This is a genomic window from Pelagibaculum spongiae (genome assembly GCF_003097315.1).
Taxonomy (GTDB): domain Bacteria; phylum Pseudomonadota; class Gammaproteobacteria; order Enterobacterales; family Pelagibaculaceae; genus Pelagibaculum; species Pelagibaculum spongiae.
The window spans coordinates 324,919-349,629 of the sequence record NZ_QDDL01000003.1; the positions used below are offsets into that span (position 1 = coordinate 324,919).

At 43.0% G+C, this 24,711-nt stretch carries 23 protein-coding genes and 1 pseudogene; 6 read left to right on the forward strand and 18 right to left on the reverse strand.

The features are described 5' to 3' along the window. Window positions 1-575: 575 nt before the first annotated feature. Window positions 576-720: pseudogene (locus tag DC094_RS22600) on the forward strand (transposase); the annotation flags it as partial. Between the two features lie 240 nt (window positions 721-960). Here DC094_RS22600 and DC094_RS10420 read toward each other — a convergent pair. From DC094_RS10420 to DC094_RS10430, 3 genes are all read right to left on the reverse strand, one after another. Continuing rightward, window positions 961-1,140: a hypothetical protein gene (locus DC094_RS10420; protein WP_116687044.1), complete on the reverse strand. Its 180-nt coding sequence runs from the start codon at window positions 1,138-1,140 to the stop codon at window positions 961-963. 520 nt (window positions 1,141-1,660) lie between these two features. Beyond that, on the reverse strand, window positions 1,661-2,866 hold the full coding sequence (locus DC094_RS10425; RefSeq protein WP_116687045.1) for an argininosuccinate synthase: 1,206 nt from the start codon (window positions 2,864-2,866) through the stop codon (window positions 1,661-1,663). A 125-nt stretch (window positions 2,867-2,991) separates the two neighbouring features. Further along, on the reverse strand, window positions 2,992-3,885 hold the full coding sequence (locus DC094_RS10430) for a flagellar protein MotY (protein ID WP_116687046.1): 894 nt from the start codon (window positions 3,883-3,885) through the stop codon (window positions 2,992-2,994). A gap of 120 nt (window positions 3,886-4,005) precedes the next feature. On the opposite strand from DC094_RS10430, the gene pyrC reads away from it, so the two are divergent. After that, on the forward strand, window positions 4,006-5,046 hold the full coding sequence (gene pyrC, locus DC094_RS10435; RefSeq protein ID WP_116687047.1) for a dihydroorotase: 1,041 nt from the start codon (window positions 4,006-4,008) through the stop codon (window positions 5,044-5,046). Then, the gene (gene rnt, locus DC094_RS10440) at window positions 5,046-5,771 is read left to right on the forward strand and encodes a ribonuclease T (protein ID WP_178030895.1); all 726 of its coding nucleotides are present in this window, start codon (window positions 5,046-5,048) and stop codon (window positions 5,769-5,771) included. The genes pyrC and rnt overlap by 1 nt, the downstream gene beginning before the upstream one ends. Window positions 5,772-5,916: 145 nt before the next feature. On the opposite strand, the gene deoD is transcribed toward rnt, so the two are convergent. The 4 genes from deoD to grxD all read right to left on the reverse strand — a co-directional run bounded on the left by deoD (window position 5,917) and on the right by grxD (window position 10,201). Continuing rightward, entirely contained in the window at window positions 5,917-6,624 is a 708-nt protein-coding gene (gene deoD, locus DC094_RS10445; RefSeq protein WP_116687048.1) for a purine-nucleoside phosphorylase, read from the reverse strand. Window positions 6,625-6,711: 87 nt separating this feature from the next. Next, the gene (locus DC094_RS10450; RefSeq protein WP_116687049.1) at window positions 6,712-7,947 is read right to left on the reverse strand and encodes a NupC/NupG family nucleoside CNT transporter; all 1,236 of its coding nucleotides are present in this window, start codon (window positions 7,945-7,947) and stop codon (window positions 6,712-6,714) included. A gap of 961 nt (window positions 7,948-8,908) precedes the next feature. Continuing rightward, window positions 8,909-9,511, reverse strand: a complete 603-nt coding sequence (locus DC094_RS10460; RefSeq protein ID WP_116687051.1) for a peroxiredoxin — start codon at window positions 9,509-9,511, stop codon at window positions 8,909-8,911. A 360-nt stretch (window positions 9,512-9,871) separates the two neighbouring features. Next, window positions 9,872-10,201, reverse strand: a complete 330-nt coding sequence (grxD, locus tag DC094_RS10465) for a Grx4 family monothiol glutaredoxin (RefSeq protein ID WP_116687052.1) — start codon at window positions 10,199-10,201, stop codon at window positions 9,872-9,874. A gap of 346 nt (window positions 10,202-10,547) precedes the next feature. Here grxD and DC094_RS10470 point away from each other — a divergent pair, with 346 nt between their 5' ends. Next, window positions 10,548-11,129 (forward strand): Fe-Mn family superoxide dismutase, encoded by a 582-nt coding sequence (locus tag DC094_RS10470; RefSeq protein ID WP_116687053.1) that lies wholly within the window; start codon window positions 10,548-10,550, stop codon window positions 11,127-11,129. Between the two features lie 294 nt (window positions 11,130-11,423). On the opposite strand, the gene DC094_RS10475 is transcribed toward DC094_RS10470, so the two are convergent. The 3 genes from DC094_RS10475 to DC094_RS10485 form a co-directional block, all read right to left on the reverse strand. Next, window positions 11,424-12,518: a transposase gene (locus DC094_RS10475; protein WP_116687054.1), complete on the reverse strand. Its 1,095-nt coding sequence runs from the start codon at window positions 12,516-12,518 to the stop codon at window positions 11,424-11,426. Window positions 12,519-12,665: 147 nt separating this feature from the next. Further along, window positions 12,666-13,352, reverse strand: a complete 687-nt coding sequence (locus tag DC094_RS10480) for a hypothetical protein (protein ID WP_116687055.1) — start codon at window positions 13,350-13,352, stop codon at window positions 12,666-12,668. 3 nt (window positions 13,353-13,355) lie between these two features. Then, on the reverse strand, window positions 13,356-14,183 hold the full coding sequence (locus DC094_RS10485) for a hypothetical protein (RefSeq protein WP_116687056.1): 828 nt from the start codon (window positions 14,181-14,183) through the stop codon (window positions 13,356-13,358). A gap of 258 nt (window positions 14,184-14,441) precedes the next feature. Here DC094_RS10485 and tnpC point away from each other — a divergent pair, with 258 nt between their 5' ends. Further along, complete coding sequence (gene tnpC / locus DC094_RS10490; protein WP_116685486.1) at window positions 14,442-15,884, forward strand: IS66 family transposase; 1,443 nt, start codon at window positions 14,442-14,444, stop codon at window positions 15,882-15,884. A 12-nt stretch (window positions 15,885-15,896) separates the two neighbouring features. On the opposite strand, the gene DC094_RS10495 is transcribed toward tnpC, so the two are convergent. The 4 genes from DC094_RS10495 to pyk form a co-directional block, all read right to left on the reverse strand. Continuing rightward, window positions 15,897-16,142 carry a hypothetical protein gene (locus DC094_RS10495; protein WP_116687057.1) on the reverse strand — a complete coding sequence of 82 codons (246 nt, stop codon included), beginning with the start codon at window positions 16,140-16,142 and terminating at the stop codon, window positions 15,897-15,899. Continuing rightward, on the reverse strand, window positions 16,135-17,112 hold the full coding sequence (locus DC094_RS10500) for a PD-(D/E)XK nuclease domain-containing protein (protein WP_116687058.1): 978 nt from the start codon (window positions 17,110-17,112) through the stop codon (window positions 16,135-16,137). The genes DC094_RS10495 and DC094_RS10500 overlap by 8 nt, the downstream gene beginning before the upstream one ends. A gap of 930 nt (window positions 17,113-18,042) precedes the next feature. Further along, the gene (locus DC094_RS10505; protein ID WP_116687059.1) at window positions 18,043-18,306 is read right to left on the reverse strand and encodes a hypothetical protein; all 264 of its coding nucleotides are present in this window, start codon (window positions 18,304-18,306) and stop codon (window positions 18,043-18,045) included. Window positions 18,307-18,502: 196 nt separating this feature from the next. Then, window positions 18,503-19,939: a pyruvate kinase gene (pyk, locus tag DC094_RS10510; protein ID WP_116687060.1), complete on the reverse strand. Its 1,437-nt coding sequence runs from the start codon at window positions 19,937-19,939 to the stop codon at window positions 18,503-18,505. A gap of 402 nt (window positions 19,940-20,341) precedes the next feature. Between pyk and yidD the strand changes: the two genes are divergently transcribed. Further along, window positions 20,342-20,638, forward strand: a complete 297-nt coding sequence (gene yidD / locus DC094_RS10515; protein WP_116687061.1) for a membrane protein insertion efficiency factor YidD — start codon at window positions 20,342-20,344, stop codon at window positions 20,636-20,638. 150 nt (window positions 20,639-20,788) lie between these two features. Here yidD and DC094_RS10520 read toward each other — a convergent pair whose 3' ends face one another. The 4 genes from DC094_RS10520 to ilvB all read right to left on the reverse strand — a co-directional run bounded on the left by DC094_RS10520 (window position 20,789) and on the right by ilvB (window position 24,518). Further along, window positions 20,789-21,961 (reverse strand): patatin-like phospholipase family protein, encoded by a 1,173-nt coding sequence (locus DC094_RS10520; RefSeq protein WP_116687062.1) that lies wholly within the window; start codon window positions 21,959-21,961, stop codon window positions 20,789-20,791. A gap of 30 nt (window positions 21,962-21,991) precedes the next feature. After that, window positions 21,992-22,378 (reverse strand): Aq_678 family protein, encoded by a 387-nt coding sequence (locus DC094_RS10525; protein ID WP_116687063.1) that lies wholly within the window; start codon window positions 22,376-22,378, stop codon window positions 21,992-21,994. A 126-nt stretch (window positions 22,379-22,504) separates the two neighbouring features. Continuing rightward, entirely contained in the window at window positions 22,505-22,807 is a 303-nt protein-coding gene (locus DC094_RS10530) for an acetolactate synthase small subunit (RefSeq protein ID WP_158527288.1), read from the reverse strand. A gap of 16 nt (window positions 22,808-22,823) precedes the next feature. Continuing rightward, entirely contained in the window at window positions 22,824-24,518 is a 1,695-nt protein-coding gene (ilvB, locus tag DC094_RS10535) for a biosynthetic-type acetolactate synthase large subunit (RefSeq protein WP_116687065.1), read from the reverse strand. Window positions 24,519-24,711 lie beyond the last annotated feature (193 nt).

The following is a 24,711-nucleotide window of genomic DNA, read 5'->3' on the forward strand; positions in this document are numbered from 1 at the left end:
TCGGGATCTAGCGCACAGCAACGCATTTAAAAATGAAAATTCCCTGACCCGTATCACCATGATGGGATTTAAGGACTAATTATCATAAAATAAGTTTATAGCCTCATCAAGCTTCAAATCTCTAAACTTATAAAACTATCAATAGCTCACTGCTTCCTACACTTACAAAAATCACGGTTAATATGACTTAAATCTTTCATGACGCTCTATTATCAACCTGTTCTTCCAAGACGCTATTTGGCTGCCGCATTTTTTTCTAATAAATTGATAGCTAAATTAGAATCTTTATTATTCTACAGTGATTTTATATTCCCTCCCCCTATCAAATTCTATAACCAGAACCACCTCAATCATTAATCGAAATTAATTTATACTAACAACTGGCAAGGAGATTTATTTTTAACAAAAATAAAGTAAAAATTGCTAGCCACAATAAAAACATTAAGCAACAAAAACACTACCTGCTTACTCGATTCGATAACAATCAATTATCACAGATAAACTTCTATTGCTTGATCATGTCAGGATACAGCATTGGGCAATAGTGGCTGAGATTTCAATTTAACCAGCAAGGTTATAAACTACGCTGGCAAATAGAGCTGTTATTTAAAGAGTGGAAAAGTCTAACAAATTTAAAGAAATTCAACACTCGAAACCCGGAGATTGCTGAAGGGATGATCTGGACAAGTTTGATTGGTGCATTGTTGCGTAGGTATTTGGCCTATCAAGCGAAAACCGCTCTGAATCAAGTTGTTTCGACATGGCAAGTGAGCAAACTTGGAAGTGGCTTATTGGTAGAGTTCTGGCGCTGGTTTGCGCGCGATAACAAAAAGCGTGCAAAAGAAGCATGGGATCATTTGCTGTGGCTTTGGCGAGAAGAAGGGGTTCGCCAGAATACCAAAAGGGATGCAAAAAAGGTCGGTGCAGTAGTGGTTTAGTAATAAAGCATGCTCTTAATGTCTAACCAATGATCAGCGTATAACCTTTAAATCTTCCAACACTCAGGTCTGAGCCACGCAAGCATGAAGCTGCTTCTTCGAAGTAAACGTCATGTTGCACAGGATGAAAAACATCTGGTATCAGCTGCTCATCATCAATTTTTGTTGTATCAATGGCTAGAATTTCTATGTTCCAAGACATACATTACCCCTATATTAATTGTGAATATTTATTAAGAATAACTCTAATTAATTCAGCGCCCACTTCGGTTTTACGAGAATTTCAGACCATGTTGCAATTAATTCCAATGGTTTAATAAAGCCATAATGGCTTAATCGACACATTTTTTTGCAGGGCATTTACCGCGACTTCTAAAAGTTGTAGTTCGCGTAGGTTTTACGGAACAGCCGTAAGCGTATGACCGCCATGGATGGTGGAAATGCAGAGAAATGTCGGGAACATTTCCTGTCAACTTGATCATGATGCAATTGATTTCAACTGTTGATGCCTCTGCCCACCACCAATAACCCCGACCCATAGTGTGTCGGATATTCACCGCCATCCTGCCTCTTTGCGATATACATTACATCCCTGTAAATACACGCACCGGCATCCTGCCTCTTTGCGATATACATTACATCCCTGTAAATAAAAAACCCGACTAAAAAGCCGGGTTTTTATTATTCTTCAGATTTAAATCTGCATATTTAAATGCTGCAATTTATTTCTGCTTAGCACCTAATCTTAAACGCAATGCATTAAGCTTGATAAAACCTTCTGCATCTTTCTGGTCGTATGCACCACCGTCGTCGTCAAAGGTAGCGATTTTCTCATCAAACAAGCTCTTGTCTGAAGCACGGCCAGAGATAATTACATTACCTTTGTACAGTTTCAAACGGACTTTGCCTTCCACATGCTTTTGTGAAATATCGATCATCGCTTGCAGCATTTCACGCTCAGGCGACCACCAGTAACCGTTATAAATCAGCTTGGCGTAACGTGGCATTAATTCGTCTTTTAAATGCGCCGCTTCACGGTCAAGTGTGATCGATTCCATCGCACGGTGTGCTTTCAGCATAATGGTGCCTGCTGGTGTTTCGTAGCAGCCACGTGATTTCATACCAACATAGCGGTTTTCAACCAAATCGGCCCGGCCAATACCATTCTCGCCACCAACTTTGTTCAGGTATTCCATCACAGTCGCTGGAGACATTGGCTTGCCATCGATTTCAGTGATGTCGCCATTCTTGTAAGTTAAAACCAATTCAGTTGCCTGATCTGGAGCTTGCTCAGGAGACACCGACCAACGCCACATTTCTGCTTCAGCTTCAGTCCATGGATCTTCCAGCGAATTACCTTCGTAGGAGATATGCAGCAGGTTGGCATCCATCGAATAAGGCGATTTGTTGCCTTTTTTCTGTTCAACCGGAATATTGTGCTCATCAACATAAGCCATCAATTTTTCACGTGACAGCAAATCCCACTCTCGCCAAGGGGCAATTACTTTCACGTCTGGCTTTAGACCGTAAGCACCTAATTCGAAACGTACCTGGTCGTTACCTTTACCGGTCGCGCCATGCGAAATAGCATCGGCACCAGTTGCTTCAGCGATTTCTACCAGTCGCTTGGCAATTAAAGGACGGGCAATCGAAGTGCCTAACAGGTATTCACCTTCATAAACCGCATTCGCTCGGAACATGGGGAATACAAAATCACGGGCGAATTCTTCGCGGAGGTCTTCAATGAAAACTTCCTTGATACCCAGAGCATGCGCTTTGGCACGGGCTGGTTCAACTTCTTCACCCTGGCCGATGTCGGCAGTAAAAGTGACTACTTCACACTGATATTGATCCTGCAACCACTTGGCAATTACAGAAGTATCTAGGCCACCTGAGTAGGCTAGAACCACTTTTTTTACTTCTGACATTTCTATCCCCATTATGATTAAAATTGGCGATTAGCAGCCATCAGACCGACACCCTTAGCGGCCTGATATTTTCGGGAGTTATCCTAGCATGCAAAAAGCGGACAAGGGATATCAAGCAGGAAAGATTAGTAATTTTTTTTACGTTTCAGCCGCACATAAACCCGACGGTTCTCAGAGCGACCTTTCTCAGTAAGGTTATTGGCAATCGGCCGGTCATAGCCGTAGTTTTTAATCACAAATCGCTTAGCATCTAAGCCATTGCGTGCCAGGAAATTTTGCACTCGCTGGGCACGCTTTCGTGACAAGGCCCAGTTATAACGCTTCACACCAATTGCATCGGTGTGCGCTTCTATTCGCACCACCACGCTCGGGTCAACTTCTAAATATTGGCGCACCTGCTCCAAACGGTCTTTGGATGATTCATTTAGGCGAGTGCTGTCATAAGCAAAGCGAATCACCGAATCACTCACTTGCGGGAAGCGATAAGGCAGCAATGAAGTGACGCAACTTTGCCAGTCACGCCAACCTTGGCGAAAACCCACCGTCGACAGTGCCACCTGATATTTTTGCTGCGCTGAAATGGGATCTTTAAAACTGAAAGTTGGAAACAATCCGCGGCGCAGTTCAGAGATCACTCGATAACTCTGGTCAGCATTCAGATTAATCGGCATCGTTCCCGGCGCCATTGCCAGCTGAGCCAGTACTTTTCCTGACGCGCCATGCATCCATGGCGGCGGCATACTGCGCACCGTCACCGTTGGTAATTGGTCTGGCTTATCAAAGGTTTTCATATAAAAGCCTTCAGGGCCATTGCCCGACTGCCGATAAAAATTTGCCACACCATAACCGGGCACCGGATGACTCAGTCTGCACTCTAAAGGCGTGCTGACCGTCATTTCCCAGCGAGAGTTGTTTAACGGCGCTTCGTAGCTGCGAATGGTAGCTTCAGCAACCGCTGGCACCATCATCGTTATCAACATGCTGGAAAGTAGTGACCGAATGTGGACATTATTTTTCATCACACTAACTATCGGCAGCGACTAAAAAATCTTTACTATAAAAATCAATTTCGTTTAGCCCTGCTCATTCGTTAGAATCTCGGCTAAAATGAGCCACCGCCCGCCAACCAGTACAGAAACATGTCGACAACAAGCATTAAAATGACCCGTCCTGATGACTGGCATATTCATCTGCGGGATGGCGAAATGCTATCTGATACGGCTAATGACGCCGCTAGCCAGTTTGCCCGGGCGATTATCATGCCCAATCTCAAACCACCGGTCACCACCACCGAACATGCTTTGGCGTATCATCAACGCATTATGCAAGCGCTGCCCCAAGGCAGTCAGTTCCAACCGCTGATGACGTTATATTTAACCAACAACACTTCGCCTGATGAAATCATTAAGGCCAAGCAAAGTGGTTTAGTGCATGCGGTGAAACTTTACCCGGCTGGCGCTACCACTAATTCTGATGCTGGCGTAACTGATTTGTCACAGGTTGACGATGTACTTGCCGCGATGGCCGAAGTAGATATGCCGCTGCTGGTTCACGGTGAAGTCACCGAGCCAGAGATTGATATTTTTGATCGGGAAAAAGTATTTATTGAGCGACATTTGGTGCCACTGACCCAGCGCCACAGCAATTTAAAGCTGGTACTGGAACATATCACCACCGCTCAGGCGGCAGAATTTGTCAGTCAGTCATCTAACAATGTTGCCGCTACCATTACCGCCCACCATTTGTTATTAAATCGCAATCATTTATTGGCTGGTGGCATTCGCCCACATCATTACTGCTTGCCAGTTCTGAAACGGGAGACCCATCGCCAGGCATTGGTTAAAGCTGCAATTAGCGGCGATTCAAGTTTCTTTCTTGGTACCGATAGCGCACCGCATGTCATTGGTGCCAAGGAAAGCAGTTGCGGCTGCGCCGGTATTTATACTGCCAAGCACGCAATTGAACTGTATGCCAGCGCATTTGAAAAAGCTGATGCATTGAACCAACTGGAAGCTTTTGCCAGTCATTTCGGTGCCGATTTTTATCAGCTACCCAGAAATACTCAGCAGATCACCTTGCAGCGCAAGCCGCAAATTATTCCTGCTGAACTACCACTGGGTGGCCAAACCGTCAGACCTTTGTTTGCCGGAGAGACCCTAGATTGGAGTTGCAATTCCTGATGTCCGATAACCAAGCTTCTTTTACTTACAACAAAGAAATGGGCAAGCGTTTTCGCGGATTTTTGCCAGTAGTCATCGATGTTGAAAGTGGCGGTTTTAACGCCAAAAAAGATGCATTACTGGAAATTGCCGCAGTCATTGTTCACATGAACGATGACGGCGATTTAGAACCAGCAGAAACCATTCATTTTCATGTTGAACCCTTTGAAGGCGCCAACATTGATAAAGCCGCAATTGACTTTAATGGCATAGATCCATGGCACCCGTTCCGCTTTGCAATTAAAGAAGACAAAGCGATTGAACAAATATTTGCGCCGGTACGCGCGGCCATTAAAGCCAGCGGCTGCACCCGTGCCGTATTGGTCGGGCACAATGCCGGCTTCGATTTAGGCTTTGTGCATGCTGCGGCAGAACGCGCCAAAATAAAGCGCAATCCGTTCCACCCTTTTAGCACCCTTGATACCGCTGCTTTAAGTGGCTTGGTTTATGGCCAAACCGTATTGGCTCGTGCAGTGCGCGCCGCCGGTATTCATTTTGATGCCAAGGAAGCTCACTCCGCAAAATATGACACAGTGAAAACTGCCGAATTATTCTGCGCTTTAGTGAACCGTTATAAAGCATTAGGCGGCTGGCCATTAGAGCAAGCAAGTGACAGCGATCCAGCTGAACAAAGCGCTAATGTTCAGGAAAAATCGGATACTGATATAGAAACACAAGCGGATTAATCCACGCCCTGTGTGATATAAAAACCACATAGAAACGCCAGTCAATCGACTGGCGTTTTTTTGATCATCGACAATCTTAAAAAACAAAAAAAACCGACACTAGATGTCGGTTTTTTTGTCTGGTTCGACAGCTGAGAATTAAAAATTACAGCAGTGCAGATTCCAAAGCAATTTCGATCATTTCATCAAAGCTGTTCTGGCGCGCTTCAGCATCCAGAGCTTCACCGGTACGGATATGGTCAGAAATGGTGCAAATTGCTAAGCCTTTTGCGCCGAATTCAGCACAAACGCCGTACAAGCCTGCAGCCTCCATTTCAACACCGTAAACACCGTGCTTTTCCATGCAATCGAACATGGTTGGATCTGGGTTGTAAAACAAGTCAGCCGAGAAAAGATTACCAACCATTGGGTTAGAACCTTTAGTACGCGCTGCAGCCACTGCTTTTTCCAGCAAACTGAAGTCAGCGATTGCGGCAAAATCAAAACCTTTAAAGCGCATGCGGTTTACATTTGAATCGGTGCAAGCGCCCATACCAATGACAACGTCGCGAACTTTAACGTCTTTAGAGATTGCACCAGCACTGCCTACACGGATCAAATTCTTCACACCGTATTCGGTGATCAGTTCTTTGTAATAGATAGAGGCGGATGGAATACCCATGCCTGAACCCATGATTGAAATACGCTTACCTTTATAGGTGCCGGTATAACCAAACATGTTACGAACGTCAGTTACCAGCTCTGCATTTTCCAAAAATTTTTCTGCAACATACTGGGCACGCAGTGGATCGCCCGGTAATAAACAGGTTTCAGCAAAAGCGCCAGACTTAGCATTAATATGTGGTGTTGCCATGATTTAACTCCAGATACTTCCCTATCGGAAAAACAATATCAAAAGGAGCGATTACTCGCCCCTTTCTTGATGCATTAGATATGTTGATTAAGCGCTATATGCCAGCAGCGTCAGAAAGAAGCCAGCAATTGCAGCACTCATCAAGTTTGAAAGCGAGCCAGCAGCTACTGCTTTCAGACCCATGCGAGCAATATCACCACGACGGCTTGGAGCTAGTGAGCCCAGACCACCTAACAAAATGGCAATAGAAGATAGGTTAGCAAAGCCACACAGAGCGAAGATTACGATTGCCTGAGTATGAGCAGACAGGGTTTCCTTCATTCCGATGAAATCAATGTAAGCAACAAACTCGTTTACGATGATTTTTTGGCCAATCAAACTACCCGCTTGAGTCGCTTCAGCCCATGGCACACCAATTACCCATGCCAGAGGAGCGAATACGTAGCCGAGTATAACCTGCAGCGTTAAATTCTCCATACCAAACCAACCCGCAATGCCACCAATCATGCCATTGATCATGGCGATCAATGCAATAAAGGCGATCAACATCGCACCCACGTTAGCTGCCAAACGCATACCACCGGAAGCACCTGTCGCTGCTGCATCTAAAACGTTAGCAGGTTTGTCCGCTTCATCTTCAACGATATCGGCAGCCTGGTCTTGAGGAACCTCAGTTTCAGGCTTGATGATTTTCGCCATCATCAGGCCGCCTGGAGCAGCCATGAAACTTGCAGCGATCAGATATTTCAATTCAATACCCAAACCGGCATAACCTGCCAATACAGAACCTGCAACCGAAGCCAAACCACCGACCATAATCGCGAACAATTCTGAATTCGTCATTTTGGCAATAAAAGGCTTAACCACTAAAGGTGCTTCAGTCTGACCAACAAAAATATTTGCTGTTGCAGATAAAGATTCAGTACGGCTAGTGCCCAACGCTTTTTGCAGTGCGCCACCTAAAATATTAACGACTTTCTGCATTACACCTAGGTAATAAAGAACCGAGATTAAAGCAGAGAAGAAAATAATAATGGGCAATACATTGATTGCAAAGATAAAGCCAACTTTAAATCTAGCTAAATCACCAAACAGAAAGCCAATACCGTCATTTGCATAAATGATAATATTGCTCACAGCACCAGAGATAGACTCCAACACAGATTGACCGAAGGGAACATACAGAACGAAAGCACCGAAACACACTTGTATCGCGAAAGCGCCACCAACCGTACGTAACTTGATGGCTTTGCGATTATCAGAAAGCAACAGAGCAAGGCCAATCAGAACGGCCATGCCAATTAAGCTCATTATAAGCTGCATAATACTTATCAACTCCTAAGATTATCTAGTAAACCATCGGGCACCGATACCCATATAATATGAGGGCATCTAGGGACGCTCGAGGCGATGCCATTTTGATTCCTTTCATCAGAATCTTTCCTGACTTGGGGCGGTTTTTTCTGAGAAAAAATATTTTTTAATAAACACTCCCCCACTCAACAAAACTACAACTATCTCAATCTAATAGTAAAAATCAGCTTCCAAAAATACTAAGTCACGGTTTTTTATAAAAACAAATCAACGACCAATACTTTAAAAAACTTTATTTAAAAAAGAGACATTACTGGAAGAGAATTTCAACCCAACAAAATTTGATATTAACCTGACAGAAAAGCAGGTGATTTTTTTATTTAATTAACCAATTATTTAATTAATAACCAGAGGTAAAGCAAAGGTTGTCACTTGGAGAGAATAATCGACTCACTAACATTAACAGAAGTCGTCGTAATATCACTGCTCTCGAATCTTCACTTTTAACAAAACCACGCTCTACAGCCACTACTTGCAAACCCACTATTCGTTGAGTCTGACTGACAGGAAACAGATCAAGCCAAAATTCGAGCAGAGCCGAGCAATAACAAAGATTAAAGGTTATTTAAAAACAGATGGATAGCAGAAGATGAAAATCAAACGGATAAGATAAAAGTAGAATGAACAAACCAAACAAGAGAAAAAAAACAAGGGGTGCTGCCACACCCCCAGAGACTGCTATCTGGAGTTCGAGGGGTCAAACCCAGATTTTACCGCGTAGGAGAGAGCCAATCGCGCCCTACCGCAATCGACATGCGAATGATAACAGTTATCATTTGCATGTCAAACCTCATATATATACGCATCGGCTTCCTGCCTCCTTGCGCCATACATTCCGTCCATGGAAATAAAAAAGCCGAGCAATGTGCTCGGCTTTTTTTATAGTGCTATGAAGCTTGTTTAGCTGGATTTACAGCTTGTCAGCTTCTTCTGACAGGTAGCTCGCAACGCCGGTAGGAGATGCATCCATACCCTTATCGCCTTTGCTCCAACCTGCAGGGCAAACTTCGCCGTGCTCTTCGTGGAACTGTAGCGCGTCAACTATACGGATCAGCTCATCCATGTTACGACCTAATGGCAGGTCATTAACGATTTGTGAGCGAACAACGCCGTTTTTGTCGATGATGAATGCGCCACGGAAAGCAACGCCGCCATCTGATTCAACGTCGTATGACTTACAGATACCGTGAGTCATGTCAGCAGCTAAGGTGTACTTAACTGGGCCGATACCACCCTGATCTACAGGAGTATTACGCCATGCGTTGTGGCTGAAATGTGAATCGATAGAAACACCGATAACTTCAACACCGCGCTCTTTGAACTGTTCCATACGGTGATCCAGAGCAATTAGCTCTGAAGGACATACGAAAGTGAAGTCCAGTGGATAAAAGAATACCAGGCCGTACTTGCCATCGATTGCAGTTGACAGCGTGAACTCATCAACAATCTCGCCATTACCTAATACTGCAGGAACGGTAAAGTCAGGGGCTTTCTTACCAACCAGAACACTCATTTTTATCTCCTAATTAGAATTTTCAATATTCAGTATTTGAACGATTTGGGAGCAACTCCCGAATCAATGAGCAACAGCCTATACCAAAAACTTGATAAATAGTTATTTGGAATTTTCTATGATACCGATTGATACAGCCAATCATTGTTACTTTCAAACCAACACTTAAAAAACCCATTAAAAAAAACACAAACTAACAAATACTTACACCGCCGCTTCTTCAATAGAGAGCGAAACCGTCATATTAAAAGTGGTTATTGCATAAAACGAACAATCATACGCAAAAAAAAATGGCTGACACTCTATATAGAGCACCAACCATTTTTTTAGCAGCAGGCTCTTTAAAAAAGCCCGATTCAATTATTCTGAATCTGGTGCTGCTTGGTCAATCAAGGTTTTCAGCTCACCGTTTTCGTACATCTCGGTGATAATATCGCAACCGCCAACCAACTCACCTTTAACCCATAACTGAGGGAATGTAGGCCACTCGGCATATTCTGGCAAAGTCTGGCGAATCGCTGGGTTTTCCAGAATATTAACAAACGCAAATTTCTGGCCACAAGCCATCAAAGCTTGGGACGATCGCGCTGAAAAGCCGCACTGAGGCATCTGAGGAGATCCCTTCATGTAAAGCAAAATCGTGTTTTGCTCGATCTGTTGTTTGATCTGATCAACTACAGCCTGATCCATGTTCCACCTCGATAACAGCCTCCCGAAATGGGAGCGCGATAAAAATTTGCAGCATTTTAACTCAGCCAGCGCACCGGGTCAGCCACAATATTCATAGGGGTACTCAGTTCCCCCGCCTTTTGTCTGCCCGTCATTACCAATTAGAACAACTCATAAAATTGTCAAAACCGGAAAAACCATCATAAAACGATCATCTTGCTTAACAATCTTCTAATACGAAGCGTTTAGAGGTAACGATTACTACCCCTTACGACTGGAAATTGATCTCGATCAGTATACAATCGCTGCATACATTTCGGTACTGCCACCGAATCGCGAACAAAATAAACGATCTCAGGAGAGAATCATGGCTTTTGAATTGCCTGCACTGCCTTATGCAAAAGACGCTCTGCAACCACATATTTCTGCAGAAACTCTGGACTTCCACCACGGTAAGCACCATGCAACTTACGTTGCCAAGTTAAATGGCCTGGTTGACGGTACTGATATGGCAGACAAGAGCCTGGAAGAGATCATCAAGAGCTCAACCGGCCCTGTATTTAACAATGCAGCTCAAATCTGGAACCACACTTTCTACTGGAACAGCTTGAGCCCAAATGGCGGCGGCGAGCCAACAGGTGAACTGGCTGCAGCCATCACTAAAGCATTTGGTTCTTTTGCAGAATTCCAAACTCAGTTTAACGACAAAGCAGTGAACAACTTCGGTTCTAGCTGGACTTGGTTAGTAAAGAATGCCGATGGTTCTTTAGAAATCGTTAATACCAGCAATGCTGCAACACCTATCACTGGCGACCAAACGCCTCTGATCACGGTTGATTTGTGGGAACACGCTTACTACATTGACTATCGCAATGTACGCCCTAACTACTTAAATGGTTTCTGGGCATTAGCAAACTGGGAATTCGCTTCTGCGAACTTCGCAGCGTAATTTCTTTTAAAGTAGCGAGCCTTTAAAGCGAGTTACTTTGAAAATAAAAAACCGCTAGAGTGTAAAAACTTTGGTGGTTTTTTTTATTTTATCCAGCCTAAAAAGTTGATTCACCAGCAACTCCCTCGCATCCATTACAAGTACAAACTCTTTTAAACGCGCGTACCACATTGATTACTTCAATGTACGCTATCAATACTTGGAAGGTTTTTGAGAACTGGCAAACCAATAATTCTGCCAGGCATAATTTACTTTATAATCTTGTCTGATCATCAACAACAATCAAGCATCTCGCTAGTCAAACAGAGAACTATCTCCTAGTCCGTTCACCCAAAGCTGCTTCAGTAATTCTGCATATTTCTCTAATGCATTTCTGCTTCCTACTGCGCGGTGAAACTTATTTCCGCCACGGCTCATAGTTTGCATCCAGCCATGCTTGTCAATATCGAGTCGGTCAATAATTGGAGGGAGTGAGGGATCCATAGCAGTTTTTCCTTTGCGGATAATTCGCGCTGTCTGATCAACCAGTTCCAAATAATCTTTATAAGAGAACGGAATCTTTTCCTGCAAAGGATCTTTGCTATGAAATGGTTTAAGTTTTGGCTTTACACTAGTTTGTTTAAACGCTTTTAGGTTCGTCTTTTTTGTCGAATTTCGTTTTCTTTGGATTCGCTGTTGAATCGAAGTGTATTCAGACTGCTCAGGCGTTTTAGCTATACCTGCTCGAAGTGGGTTTAGGTCGACATAGGCCATGCACGTTAAAATAGCTTGCTGATCAAGCAGTGCTTGCACTTTAAAACGCCCTTCCCAGAAGTGACCAGTACATTCATCTTCCGCATTGGCCATTCTTGCTAGTGGCTCATTTAAACTGCGCATAAACCAGCTAATATCAGTTAATCTTGCTCGGTACTCTTCAACAAAACTTTCCGCATATTTCACTTCAGATGGCATTAAATTATCGCCGGCCAAATATCGCTGAACAATCTCTGGGCCTTGGTAAACCTTGCACCAACGTTGCAGTACCTCATCACCGCGCCAAGACATAGCTTTTTCTTTATTAACACAAAGCACTAAATGATAGTGGTTACTCATCACCGCATAACTAGCAATTTCAATAGAAAATGCATTTGCTAATAATGCCAGTCGTTTTACAATCCAGTCACGACGATGCTCAAAACTTTCACCGGTATCAGGATCAACCCCACATAACCACGCTTTGCGACATACCCTACTCACGCAGTGGAACCAATGACAATAATCTAGGTTCATAGCAGAGCGACGAGGGCCAACACGGGCAATTTCTACCTTATTGGTGTCACGAGCAGAAATATTGTTTTTGGAATCAACAGAAATGTTTGATGATGCGGAATTAAAATTATGACCTGTCATAGCACTGCTTACCTACGCTATTGAAGTTCCACTAGCATAGAAAACAAAAGCCCTGCTGAAAAATTAAAATAATTAATCTTCATCAGGGCTGTATTAATAAAATTATGCCTGGCAGGTTTTTCTGGTGGATAGCAATGTTCTCCTTAATTAATAGCCTTCAACTATCAGCTCTAAGCACAACCTAAATTTTTCTAATATTTCTTTGTGATTGTAAGACTTTAGCTTGCAACTTCCAGCCCCTGTTAATTCAACTAAAGCTTGAATATCATTACTATATTTTAGGTTAAATTTAACATTATCTATCTTGTGCCTTCGGTTCGATATTAATTCTTCAAAATCAGTACGTATATCCTTTTTCCCTGATACGCTAATTTTCGCGAGGCCACCAACAGGAGTATGAATGCCCAAAGAAGATATATGTGTAATAGTTGTCCTACCCAGCTGGCTTTCTATTTGCTGCAACCATTTTAGAGGATCGACATCAATATCTGCTACCACAACCCCTAACCCTAACAAATTATGCAACTTTGCTAGAAATTTCCGAAGTGAACGAGGTGGTTCCGTTATACATAATAATTTAGAACCGTTCTGCCAATTAAATTTACACGTGTAATACGCTACAGTCGTTTGCTCTGATTGATTACCAAAAGGATCTGTTACTATGGATTTTCCTATGATTTTTTCAATATATCGACCAGATAAAAAATTTTTCCCAGAAGAATTCAATAAAAAACCTTCACCTTTATCATCAGAGTACTGTTCAGCTAATAATCGAGTAGTTACTATATCTAATGACAATGGCAATTCAGAGTACAACCATTTGGCCTTAATCATGAGCTAGGCTCCGTATTTAGTTTTTATATCATCATGCGCTCGTTCAGCAGCATCCTTTAGAAGAGAGTTTAATTCATTATTTTCTATATGTGTAGTAGCTCTTCTTTTAACATTATGCATCGCTGTTCTTTCATTGTAATTAAATATCCCACGGACGGCATAATTAAATTCCGTACAAGATTTCGGCGTTCCGAATTGAGCCTCAAGTTCAGCCTTGTCTCCAAACCTAATTAATGAATCTACAGTCCATATTATTTTACAAATAAAGAAACCTCTTTTATGCAACTGATTAAACTCTTGTGAATCTAATACGCCTTGCCCTGCTAGGGCTGCTTTGTTGATATACCCAGCCAAACGCGCATCCTGCTTATCATCTTCACTTAGCTCATCTAGCTCATCTACTTGGTGATAAACATCAACACTAGATACATTATCAAATGAGTACCCTTTAATATTTCGAATCAAAAAATCAAAAAACTCACTTCTTATTTTAGCTTCTGAAAAACCTTCAAGTGATATTACTGATTCTTCTAATTTTGTCAGATTCTGACCTATTAGAACTGTTTTCACTCTATCTGAAATCTCTTTAGCTTTCTTGTTAGCTGGTCTTTTAATTGTAACTTCTTCACCTTTTTTCTCTAGCTCAACTACACATTTTTTAACTGTTCTCTGTCTTAATTCTGTTTTAGTGAAATCAGTATCTATGTAAGTTACAACGAGACTAGTACTACTTCCTTTTTTTATTATTTTAACAGAATCTTCTATGCCAATATTGGCTTTGACAGTATTGCAAGCTTTCATTATTTGTTCATTACTTATCTCTCCTTTCATAACAGAATGTGTAGTTTTTTCGTAACCATTCAGCACAATTTAATATAAAAATCGCTTGACAGGTTTTTTGATATTTTCCCGAATTTAAGCACCTCTTTCAGAATACCACTTAAACGCCGCATTAAACTGCTATTAACACACCTGATTATCAATGTTTTTTGCTCAGAATAGCGCATCAGCATTCCGCTTCTAAAAAGTCGCCACAGTAAGCCTCAGAGACAAAAAAACCACCCTGAAAACCTGTGCGATAATAACCGAATGGACTCAATCGAAATTAATAAAACCATCGCTGAAACCGAGCGATTGTTAGCCAAAAGCAAAAGCTTACCGCCCGAACTGGTGGCGATGGTTCGTATGCTGATGCTCGTCGTTAAGATATTGCTTGATAGCAAAGGGCTAAACAGCAAAAACTCCAGCATTCCGCCATCGGCAGATCCTAATCGAGAAAAGAAATCGCGCGCCAAAAGCAATAAAAACCCAGGCGGGCAGCCTGGCCATAAAGGCAGTAATTTATCACCGGTGAAAGACCCAGATGAAGTGCTGGATATTACGATTGATCGTAGCCAATTGCCGAAAGGAAAATACCGTGTTGTTGGCAGTGAAAGCCGCCAAGTAGTTGATGTTCGTATTACCCGATATGTCACCGAATATCGGGCGCAGATTCTACAAGACGAGCAGGGTAACCAGTTTGTTGCTGAGTTTCCGCAAGGGGTCACTCGGCCAATACAATATGGCAATGAGTTTAAAGCCAACGCGGTTTATATGTCGAGCTACCAGCTGATTCCTTATGAACGGACTCAAAAGCACTTCGCTGAGATATTGGATGCGCCAATCAGCACCGGTAGCCTTGCCAATTTTAATCAGGAAGCTTTTCATCGACTGAAGCCATTTGCTCAGTTAGTACCGGCTATTTTGCGTGCTGGAGATTTGATTCATGCCGATGAAACCGGCGTCAATATCAATGGTAAACGAAAGTGGCTACATGTCGCGAGCAATGACCGCTGGACGTGGATTGAAGCGCATGAATCAAGAGGTATCGAGGCAATGGAAGCGATCGACATCTTGCCTAAATTTACCGGTTTATTGGTACACGATCACTGGAAAAGCTACTACCGATTTGTGCTGTGCTTGCATGTATTGTGTAACGCCCATCATGTACGTGAATTGGCGCGAGCCCATGAGCAAGATGGCCAGCAGTGGGCCAAGGCAATGGAAGATCTGCTTTATGAAATGAATACAGCAGTCAATGAGGCGGGGGGTGAGTTGGATGAAAAGCAGTGTCAAAAATGGGTGAAGCGATATCGAAAAATATTAAAAGCAGGTGATCGGGAATGCCCGGCACCTGAGCCAAAAAAAGCGGATAAAAAAGGTCAATTAAAACGAGGGAAATTAGCACGAAGTAAATCGAGAAATTTATTAGAGCGGCTGCGGGATTTTGAAGCAGACGTGCTGCGGTTTATGAGTAATACCCGAGCACCGTTTACCAATAATCAGGGTGAACGGGACTTCCGTATGAGCAAGGTTCAGCAGAAGATATCAGGCTGCTTCCGCTCATGGGATGGCGTGAAAGCGTATTGCAGAATCCGGAGCTATATATCGACCTGCCAAAAAAATGGGGTCGGTGTTGGGGAAGCTTTGTCGTTATTATTTGCGGGTAAATGGCCGGACTTTATTCAGGAGAAATTGGATCGGTTGGTGTGACATGCTGAATGGTTACGTTTTTTCTTTCCTGTTAGGGTTTTCTAATTGCTTGCAAAGCCAAAGATAATCATGGTAATCAAGAGTTAATGAAGAAATAATACTGACAAGTTCATTTTTTTCAATATTAGATGATACAAAAACTCCTCTTTTTCGAAGAAAAATCAATAATGTGGAGTGTGTTACTTTTTTATGTTGCAACGCATCAAATATATTTTTATCATTTGGAATATAAATTGACGGCCCATGTGTATTAGTCATCTTGTCTCATTCCTATTTCCAATGGACTTAACTTTGTTGCAAATTGTGTGATATGCCCTGCATCAATAGATTTAAGTCGTGTTTTTCTGAATTTGTCATCACCCCACATTGCTAAATACTCTAATTTAGCTTTTTCGAAATTTATAGTTGCCTCGGGACAAGCATCTGTAAACCTTACTCTGATCGACTTATTACTTAATAACATTTGGTAATGAGACATGGCATCAATTAAGTATACAAACTCTTCAACCGTATTACCCTTGCTGTGATAGTAAATAATATAGCCATCACTATTTTCTTCAGTTTTTTTATGCTTAATAATAAGCCAAGGTGCAGTTAAAGCTTCGAGTGATGCTGGTTGATCCCATTCACTTCCAAACCTTCGAGCACGAACTAAATCTGGGTAAAAGAACGTATATTTATTTTTTGGTAAAATATCATCAACTACAAGTTTCTTCATATCTACGACAGTATTAAGCAGTCGTCGTATTAACAGCGGGTCCATCACAGATATTTTTACATCTTCAGCAATGTTTATTCTATTAAAATCTATAGTTGCAATCATCTCTGAAAGGTTTTTATCAAATTCATCGTCATGGTTATAAATGAAAAGCAAGCCAATGACAGTGCCAAAATTATTATCATCAATAATGAATTTCTCATGCCAGCTAGGGCTTACGTTTGCACACTCTGCAGACAAAGCCAGAGAAGCTAAAGCTTTTCCTACACTACTTGAAGAGATGCTACCTTTGGCATAACTTTTTAAATCGGTATTGAAATAAATACATTTACCACTGTATGGATCATCATAATAAAAAACCACGTCTGAAGGGTGAGTTTTCTTTTTATGATGTTCATTTACACAATCCCAATCTGTATCTCTCAGTGGAAAAGACTTCCATTTAAACCACTTGAAAATATCGCCTGATATGAGTTTTGCTATTGCTTCTATGTTTCCTGTCTCTGACATACTACGACTTCCTTTGACTGCACATTTAACCTGTGAAATAAATCGGGTAGATTTTACGTTGATACACTATTATCGCTTTAGCAACATGCTTATTAATTAAAGCGCCTATAGTTGTTTTTTGGAATTTAAGTCACTATCTATCTCAGCAATAAAGCACTAAATTTTTTGTTCGTGAGACTGTGAATACATTCTGTCCTGACTATTCATCCACCTGCATTAAATTCTAGCTTTAGCTGCTTTTAGTTTGTGTTCGACTATCAGATTATCGCTTTTGGATTACTAATTTATGAGTCGGTGGGCAATAAAGACCATGGGCGGTGAATGACTCAATTGTATCCTTAACGATTAAATGGTCAACATAAGATATTGATTTGCCGCAGTTGCGGCTGAGAGATAGGTTTTGAAGGGGTGAGAAGTTGAGTGGGAGCTGTAACGTGTTTGGAGTGGGGTTTTGGTGCTGAGTGTGTTGCTTTTGCCATCCATGGCACTGGGTAAATCACATGGATGTGATGAATGCAGAAAACGCAGGGATGCAGGTTTTCTGTCCCGCTATTCTCGGCTTTGGCTTCTAGGGATGGAGGAAATGCAGAGCAAATGTCGGGAACATTTTCTGCCCGACGTCGCTCTACTCCGGGCATTTCGATTTTGGCTCCTGCGTCATCCTACTCCAGACATCCATGCCTTTCCTGCCCTTCCCTGACGGGATGACGAACCCAGCAGCATACTCGGAACTTGTCACTCCAGGCTTCCCGCCATTCCCTGACGAGAATACCGCGAGAGGCAACAATAAACTGCGAGCATGACGCGGTACAAACGTCACGCTTCGCCGTGACTCAGGGATGACCTACCTATATATAAACCAACAGTACAAACGTCACGCTTCGCTGTGGCTCAGGGATGACCTACCAATATGCAAGGATGGCGTCACAATTAACCTGCTGAACCCACCCGATATTCCGCCGCTAACTGGCTATATCCCAGCCCATTTTCCTTGCGCACTTCAATTTGTAATGGAATACGTTCTTTTAATGCTTCGACGTAGGAAATTACACCGATTATTTTGCCGCTGGCGTTTAGGTTATCTAGTGCATTGAGCGCGATTTCCAGCGTTTCGGCATCGAGGGTGCCAAAGCCTTCATCGAGAAACAATGAATCGATGCGGGTTTTATGACTGACTAAATCTGACAGCGACAAGCTGACTAAAAAGCCTTCACCACCAGAACGAAACCCCTATCACCTAGAGCCATGAGATATCAGAGCCATTCGAAATTAATTGTTTTGATGACGTCAACACCAGCTTATTTATTAAAAACCCACCTGAAAATATATTTTCCAGCCATAAAAAAAACCGCCAATTGGCGGTTTTTTTTATGCAAACAAAGATTAGCGATTAAACGCGAACAATCTTCATTACGCTGGTAGAACCTTTACCAATCATATCGCCGCAAGTAACGATTACTTCGTCACCACGGTTTAACTGACCTTCTTTTACCAATGATTCCAGCGCTTCACGTACTACCTGATCGGAAGATACTTCTGCTGCATCAAAGAAGAATGGTTCAACACCACGATACATTGCCATGCGGCGCATGGTAGACAGCTTCCAGGTTACCGCCAGAATGGGTAAGCGTGAACTTAAACGAGACATCCACAATGGCGTGGTACCACTTTCAGTGATAGCAACAATCGCCTTGGCACTATCTAAGTGGTTAGCCGCATAAGTAGCTGCAATTGCAATCGCTTCATCAGACTTACGCATGGAAACTTCTGACATTTCAGAAGCAGGAATACCCTGCTCTTGGGTGTGCTTTTCAGCACCCAGGCAGATGTTCGCCATTGCCTTGATTACTTCAGATGGGTGATCACCTGTTGCAGTTTCAGCTGACAACATTACTGCGTCAGTTCCGTCCAAAACTGCGTTAGCAACGTCGAATACTTCGGCGCGGGTTGGCAGTGCGTTATGAATCATCGACTCCATCATTTGGGTCGCAGTGATCACAGGACGATTCAACTTGCGACACATCGCAATCATTTTCTTTTGAACGCCAATTAGTTCAGCATCGCCAATCTCAACACCTAGGTCACCACGCGCAACCATAACCGCGTCAGAAGCCAAGATCACTTCACGCAGCAGCGCTTCGCAATTGGTTACTTCAGCACGTTCGATTTTAGATAATACAGCGGCAGAACAGCCAGCTTCATTGATTAGCTGACGCGCTAGGTCCATATCGGCACCACAACGTGGGAAAGATACTGCCAAATAATCAACATCGATTTTGCTTGCAGTAATAATGTCGCGACGGTCTTTTTCAGTCAGCGCAGGTGCTGATAAACCACCGCCCTGCAGGTTGATACCTTTGTTGTTTGACAGCGTACCGCCGTTAACAACTTCAGTTTCAATACGCGTAGCGTTGGTTGATAAAACTTTCAGCGTGACTCGGCCATCGTCTAGCAACAGCATATCGCCAGCTTTACAATCATTTGGCAGAGTTTTGTAGGTCAGGCCGATTTGGTGTTGATCGCCTTCATCCACTGGCATTTCAGCGTCCAGAGCAAATTTGTCGCCTTTTTCCAACAGGATTGCGCCAGTACGGAATCTTCCAATGCGAATCTTAGGACCTTGCAGGTCTCCCAAGATAGCAACACTGCGGCCCAGCTTGGCAGAAATTTCACGCACCAAGCGTGCGCGTTCGATATGTTCTTCTGGCTCACCATGAGAGAAGTTCATGCGAACAACGTTTACACCCGCTTTAATTAACTGCTCTAGAGCTTCTGGCTTCTCTGTTGCAGGGCCTAGTGTGGCGACAATTTTTGTTCTGCGTTTCATATCCACCTCAATAACATTAACACTGGGCTGCTTTCATAATTCAGCAGCAATTTCGGCGCAGATTATAAACTTCCCACGCGATAGTTTCGTGATGGAAAACAAGCTATCGCTAAACGATGAGTAAAAAGTTGTAATCAGAAAACCGTTATCATTCTATTGGAGTAAGCCAATCAACTTCTGTTAAATAAAGTCATAAATCACTGGCGCTTAAATATCAAAACAACCAATAAATATCGCACCACTCACTCATTACCAACTTATATCGGCAACACCATCAGATTGCACTTGTATTTCCAACACTCCAGAATAGGATAGCTGCTAATTAGCTAGACAAACTCGACAACCAATCACGATATTTCGACACTTTTAACGACAGAAAACCCACTCTGAGCAGACTGCTAAATGTTTAAGAAAATCATGTTGAAGCTGGTTAGAATTTATCAGCTGGTGATCAGCCCATTGATGGGGCCCAATTGCCGCTACTACCCGACCTGCTCTGCTTACGCGATCGAGGCCATCAACAAACATGGTGCAATTAGAGGTGGCTGGATGGCCACTAGACGAATTGGCCGTTGCCATCCATTTTGTGCCGGTGGCTATGACCCAGTACCATTAACTGAAGCTGAAAAAATACAGCGTACCCGAGAAATTTTGCAAACAGAAAATTCTGACTGTGACTGCTCACAGCACAAGCGATAAGTTGATCAATAATTTCTAGCCATCACTTCGCATGCCCCCCGCTCTGATACAGCAGGTTTAAATCTCACCAAACAACACTTGCTTGGATATAACACCATACCGTTACATTTACTTGCGATCTCTTTTACTACCAGCTCATATCTCGCTGCGTCACACCGAGGTCGATTCCGAACATTGAGGGTGCTCCGAGCGAACAAAGTGTTCAATTTTATCTGCCTGCATCATTGCGTCTTTATAACCCAGCGCAATTAACTCTTGGCAATAGCCAGGCTCAAACAGCAAATAGCTTAAAGCAGTAGAACCACTTTTTTTAGTCGCACCCGTTCCTGCCAATAGCATTCTTAAAGTAAACGGCAACTCTTGGCTATGTCGCGCCGCGACATGATCAATCGCTTCGCTTGGCTCAATCACTAAGGTGTCGACCTTTTTCATAGTTTGATCCGGCAAAGGTTCACAACCATGGGCGACACCATCAAGTATTTCATTAATATGCTGCACCCGCTCCAAATCCAAACTCAAGCTATCTAGAAAAACACTATCCAGTACATGGCCTAGTTGTTCGGCAAAGGTCGGGTAAGATGCTTGGTGTAGTTTTGGTTCTTCAATATTGTGCGGCTTGCTGACACCGACTGCGATCACCTTATCGGCTCCTAGGTTTAATGCTGGGCTAAAAGGTGCCAATTGCCGAACTGAGCCATCACAAAAATATTCACGGCGTAATCGAATGGAAGGAAATACAAAGGGGATAGCTGCTGAAGCCATTAAATGGTCTAGTCCGATATTAGCAAATTCGCCACTGCGTAACGTACGACGCCAGGGCTTGATCGAGCTATGACCTTGAAAAAATGAAACCGATAATCCTGAGCGATAACCTGAACAGGTAATACTCAAAGCATGCAAATAGCCTTTGGCAATTGAAATATCGATTTGATCAAAATTAACCTGCTTTTCAAGCAGTTTTCTGAGCGGCGTATTGTCTAATAAGCTATGACCCTGATCTCCCAAGCCACCACCAAATAACGAAGATAAAAACCAGCGCCCACCACCAACAATTAAATTCCATGGGTCAGAGCGATAAATATTTTGAACGTGTAAATTAGACCAGAGTTTTTCAAGGTTATTAACTGCAAGCGAAAAATTATCAGCAGAACTTGCCAGAGAAATCGCATTGATAGCCCCGGCAGATGTTCCACAAACAACAGGAAAAGGGGTTTCCTTCGGCTGGTCAAGAATTCTTGCCAACGCTTTTAAAACTCCAACTTGATAAGCTGCTCGAGCGCCTCCGCCCGATAAAACTAATCCGGTCTTCCCCTGCTGTTTCATTATTATTCTCTCCACGGTCAGAGAGCGGTCTTAGCAACCTTCTGTACAGATCCTACGTTGCTGAATTTCGCCCCCGCATTCCTGATAGCAACCACGATAAGTTACTTCACAAATTCCTGCATCTACTTGACTACAATCTTTTATTTCAGGTTCTTGACAATCCGCTGGATCTTCCAGTGTGTCAAGGCATAACTGCCACTGGTTTGTTTTAGCTTGCTGCTGAGTATTGCAGACTTTTTGTTGTACCGCGGAAGAAGCTGAGCATTGCTGTCGGGGAACATCACAAGAAAGTACGCAACTGCGGCCTTGGTTGTCACGAGGGGGTTCAAGAATATATTGAGTTTTATAAACAGGTACTGACTGGCAACCAAAAAGAAAAACAACTAACAGTATGCAGCTCGAACGAATTAAAAGCATTGTGCCTCCGGCCTTATTTATTTCTAGCTATGAAATAACATATAGGACTACGGATTTGCGGATATAATTCCGCAAATCCGTGACACAGATTAAACAGGCCGCAGAACTAACAGCCTGTTTTATTTTTTAGCCGTTGGCAGCAGCAGAAATTGAAGTCTCATTTTCTTTTGACTCTTCAATCATTTCATCGCGACTAATAAATACGTCCTGTAATTCAATGATACGACGTAACTGATTGACCAACTTGCGTGCCTTCTCAGAATCACAATAAACAACAATGGTAAATTGAGAAATGCCCTTGGTTTCAGATTCTTCTACATGCAGTTTTTCAATGTTGACCCGGTTACGAGAAAACAATGAAGCCATTCGAGCTAATATACCTACCGCATTTTCGGTATAAGCAGTAATGGTATGGGAATGCAGCAGCATATTCATATCTCCTAAATTAATCCAGGCGTACCTGAGATACCGAATCACCGGTAGCAACCATTGGGAAAACGTTGTGCATATTCTGAACCACAACTTCTAACAAGCGAGGCCCTGGCGCATCGAGCATTCGTTGAATCGCACCTTCCAGATCTTCTCGATCTTCAACCCGCTCTGCATCAACGTAAAAACCCTTACTCAGTGCAACAAAATCCGGGTTTTCCATACCAACAAATGAATAACGCTCATCAAAGAACATTTCCTGCCATTGACGCACCATACCCAAATGACTGTTATTGAGAATAACCACTTTCAGTGGCGCACCTTCCTGATGCAAGGTTGCCATTTCCTGCAAATTCATCTGAAAGCCGCCATCACCCATTATTGCAATTACTTGCTTGTCTAGACGGCCCATTTGCGCACCAATCGCAGCAGGCAGAGAGAAGCCCATAGTACCCAAGCCACCTGAAGTAATATGGCTATTTGGATTGCGGTAATTGTAATAACGGGCCGTAACCATTTGGTGCTGACCAACATCGGAAACAACAATCGCATCACCGGAAGTTAAATCAGAAATTTTGCGAACCGCTTCACCCATATGTAATGGGCCTTTGGTTGGGAAAATATCGTTTTTGATGACTTTCTTATATTCAATTTCATCGCAACGACGATATTCAGCGATCCATTCAGGATGCTTTTGCTCGTTAACTAATGGCAGCAATGCATCCAGTGCAACACCGGCATCAGCAACAATCGATGCAGTATTAAGCACATTTTTGTTCATTTCCGATGGGTCAATATCGATATGAATAAATTTGGCCTTGCTACCATATTGATCCAGGCGACCGGTGATTCGGTCATCAAAGCGCATACCTATCGCGATGATCACATCGGCTTCATTGGTTAGCAGGTTGGCACCATAATTACCGTGCATACCTGGCATGCCAACATATAATTCATGGTCTGGTGCCATGGCCGATAAGCCTAGCAAGGTACATGCCGTTGGAATACCAGATTTGTCTGCTAATTCAACTGCTTGCTTTTCGGCCTGAGAAATCAGAACACCATGGCCTAATAACATAAATGGCTTTTTAGCGTTGTTTAGCAATTCAGCGGCTAATTCAAGCTGGCTAAGATCTTGATATTTGTGTGGGTATAGCTTGCTGGTATCAATGGTTTCAATATGGTGTTGATAGCTGAAGTCCATTTCTGATATTTGAGCATCTTTAGTGATATCAACTAATACCGGGCCTGGTCGGCCATCTTGTGCAATATGAAATGCCTTGGCCAATACCGCAGGAATTTCAGCTGGATCAGAAACCTGAGTACACCACTTGGTGGCAGGAATACTCATGCCCATGATGTCTGATTCCTGAAATGCATCTGTCCCCAAAAGATGCGAAGCAACCTGGCCGGTAATACAAACAATCGGCGTTGAATCCATGGTGGCATCCATCATCGCCGTGACTAAATTAGTAGAACCTGGGCCTGAGGTCGCCAGTGCAACACCGACTTTTCCGGTTGCTCGCGCATAACCTTGAGCAGCATGGCCCGCGCCTTGTTCATGTCGAACCAACACATGCTTTAGCCGGTCACGAACATCATATAGCGCATCGTAGGTTGGCATAATGGCGCCGCCGGGATATCCGAAGATAATCTCAACGCCTTCACTGATCAGCGATTCACAAATCGCATGGGCACCTGTCATTTTCATTTATTGAACACCCTTCTTAATTTGTTCGTTTTGCCAGCATTTTATCTGAATTATTAGGTTGTGCACTTGGTAAATTGCATAAAAAAACCCGCCGGCCTGGTTGGGCGAGCGGGTTTTTCTGAACTTTTTGCCTTAGCAATAGCAGATAGCCGCTCGCCTATCCGGTAGGACGACCACGACTATTAAGACGCTA

Excerpts from the sequence above, each read along its gene's own strand:
- DC094_RS10420 (WP_116687044.1), bottom strand. The coding sequence starts at position 1,140 with ATGTCTTGGAACATAGAAATTCTAGCCATTGATACAACAAAAATTGAT.
- DC094_RS10425 (WP_116687045.1), bottom strand. The coding sequence starts at position 2,866 with ATGTCAGAAGTAAAAAAAGTGGTTCTAGCCTACTCAGGTGGCCTAGAT.
- DC094_RS10430 (WP_116687046.1), bottom strand. The coding sequence starts at position 3,885 with ATGAAAAATAATGTCCACATTCGGTCACTACTTTCCAGCATGTTGATA.
- pyrC (WP_116687047.1), top strand. The coding sequence starts at position 4,006 with ATGTCGACAACAAGCATTAAAATGACCCGTCCTGATGACTGGCATATT.
- rnt (WP_178030895.1), top strand. The coding sequence starts at position 5,046 with ATGTCCGATAACCAAGCTTCTTTTACTTACAACAAAGAAATGGGCAAG.
- deoD (WP_116687048.1), bottom strand. The coding sequence starts at position 6,624 with ATGGCAACACCACATATTAATGCTAAGTCTGGCGCTTTTGCTGAAACC.
- DC094_RS10450 (WP_116687049.1), bottom strand. The coding sequence starts at position 7,947 with ATGCAGCTTATAATGAGCTTAATTGGCATGGCCGTTCTGATTGGCCTT.
- DC094_RS10460 (WP_116687051.1), bottom strand. The coding sequence starts at position 9,511 with ATGAGTGTTCTGGTTGGTAAGAAAGCCCCTGACTTTACCGTTCCTGCA.
- grxD (WP_116687052.1), bottom strand. The coding sequence starts at position 10,201 with ATGGATCAGGCTGTAGTTGATCAGATCAAACAACAGATCGAGCAAAAC.
- DC094_RS10470 (WP_116687053.1), top strand. The coding sequence starts at position 10,548 with ATGGCTTTTGAATTGCCTGCACTGCCTTATGCAAAAGACGCTCTGCAA.
- DC094_RS10475 (WP_116687054.1), bottom strand. The coding sequence starts at position 12,518 with ATGACAGGTCATAATTTTAATTCCGCATCATCAAACATTTCTGTTGAT.
- DC094_RS10480 (WP_116687055.1), bottom strand. The coding sequence starts at position 13,352 with ATGATTAAGGCCAAATGGTTGTACTCTGAATTGCCATTGTCATTAGAT.
- DC094_RS10485 (WP_116687056.1), bottom strand. The coding sequence starts at position 14,183 with ATGAAAGGAGAGATAAGTAATGAACAAATAATGAAAGCTTGCAATACT.
- tnpC (WP_116685486.1), top strand. The coding sequence starts at position 14,442 with ATGGACTCAATCGAAATTAATAAAACCATCGCTGAAACCGAGCGATTG.
- DC094_RS10495 (WP_116687057.1), bottom strand. The coding sequence starts at position 16,142 with ATGACTAATACACATGGGCCGTCAATTTATATTCCAAATGATAAAAAT.
- DC094_RS10500 (WP_116687058.1), bottom strand. The coding sequence starts at position 17,112 with ATGTCAGAGACAGGAAACATAGAAGCAATAGCAAAACTCATATCAGGC.
- pyk (WP_116687060.1), bottom strand. The coding sequence starts at position 19,939 with ATGAAACGCAGAACAAAAATTGTCGCCACACTAGGCCCTGCAACAGAG.
- yidD (WP_116687061.1), top strand. The coding sequence starts at position 20,342 with ATGTTTAAGAAAATCATGTTGAAGCTGGTTAGAATTTATCAGCTGGTG.
- DC094_RS10520 (WP_116687062.1), bottom strand. The coding sequence starts at position 21,961 with ATGAAACAGCAGGGGAAGACCGGATTAGTTTTATCGGGCGGAGGCGCT.
- DC094_RS10525 (WP_116687063.1), bottom strand. The coding sequence starts at position 22,378 with ATGCTTTTAATTCGTTCGAGCTGCATACTGTTAGTTGTTTTTCTTTTT.
- DC094_RS10530 (WP_158527288.1), bottom strand. The coding sequence starts at position 22,807 with ATGCTGCTGCATTCCCATACCATTACTGCTTATACCGAAAATGCGGTA.
- ilvB (WP_116687065.1), bottom strand. The coding sequence starts at position 24,518 with ATGAAAATGACAGGTGCCCATGCGATTTGTGAATCGCTGATCAGTGAA.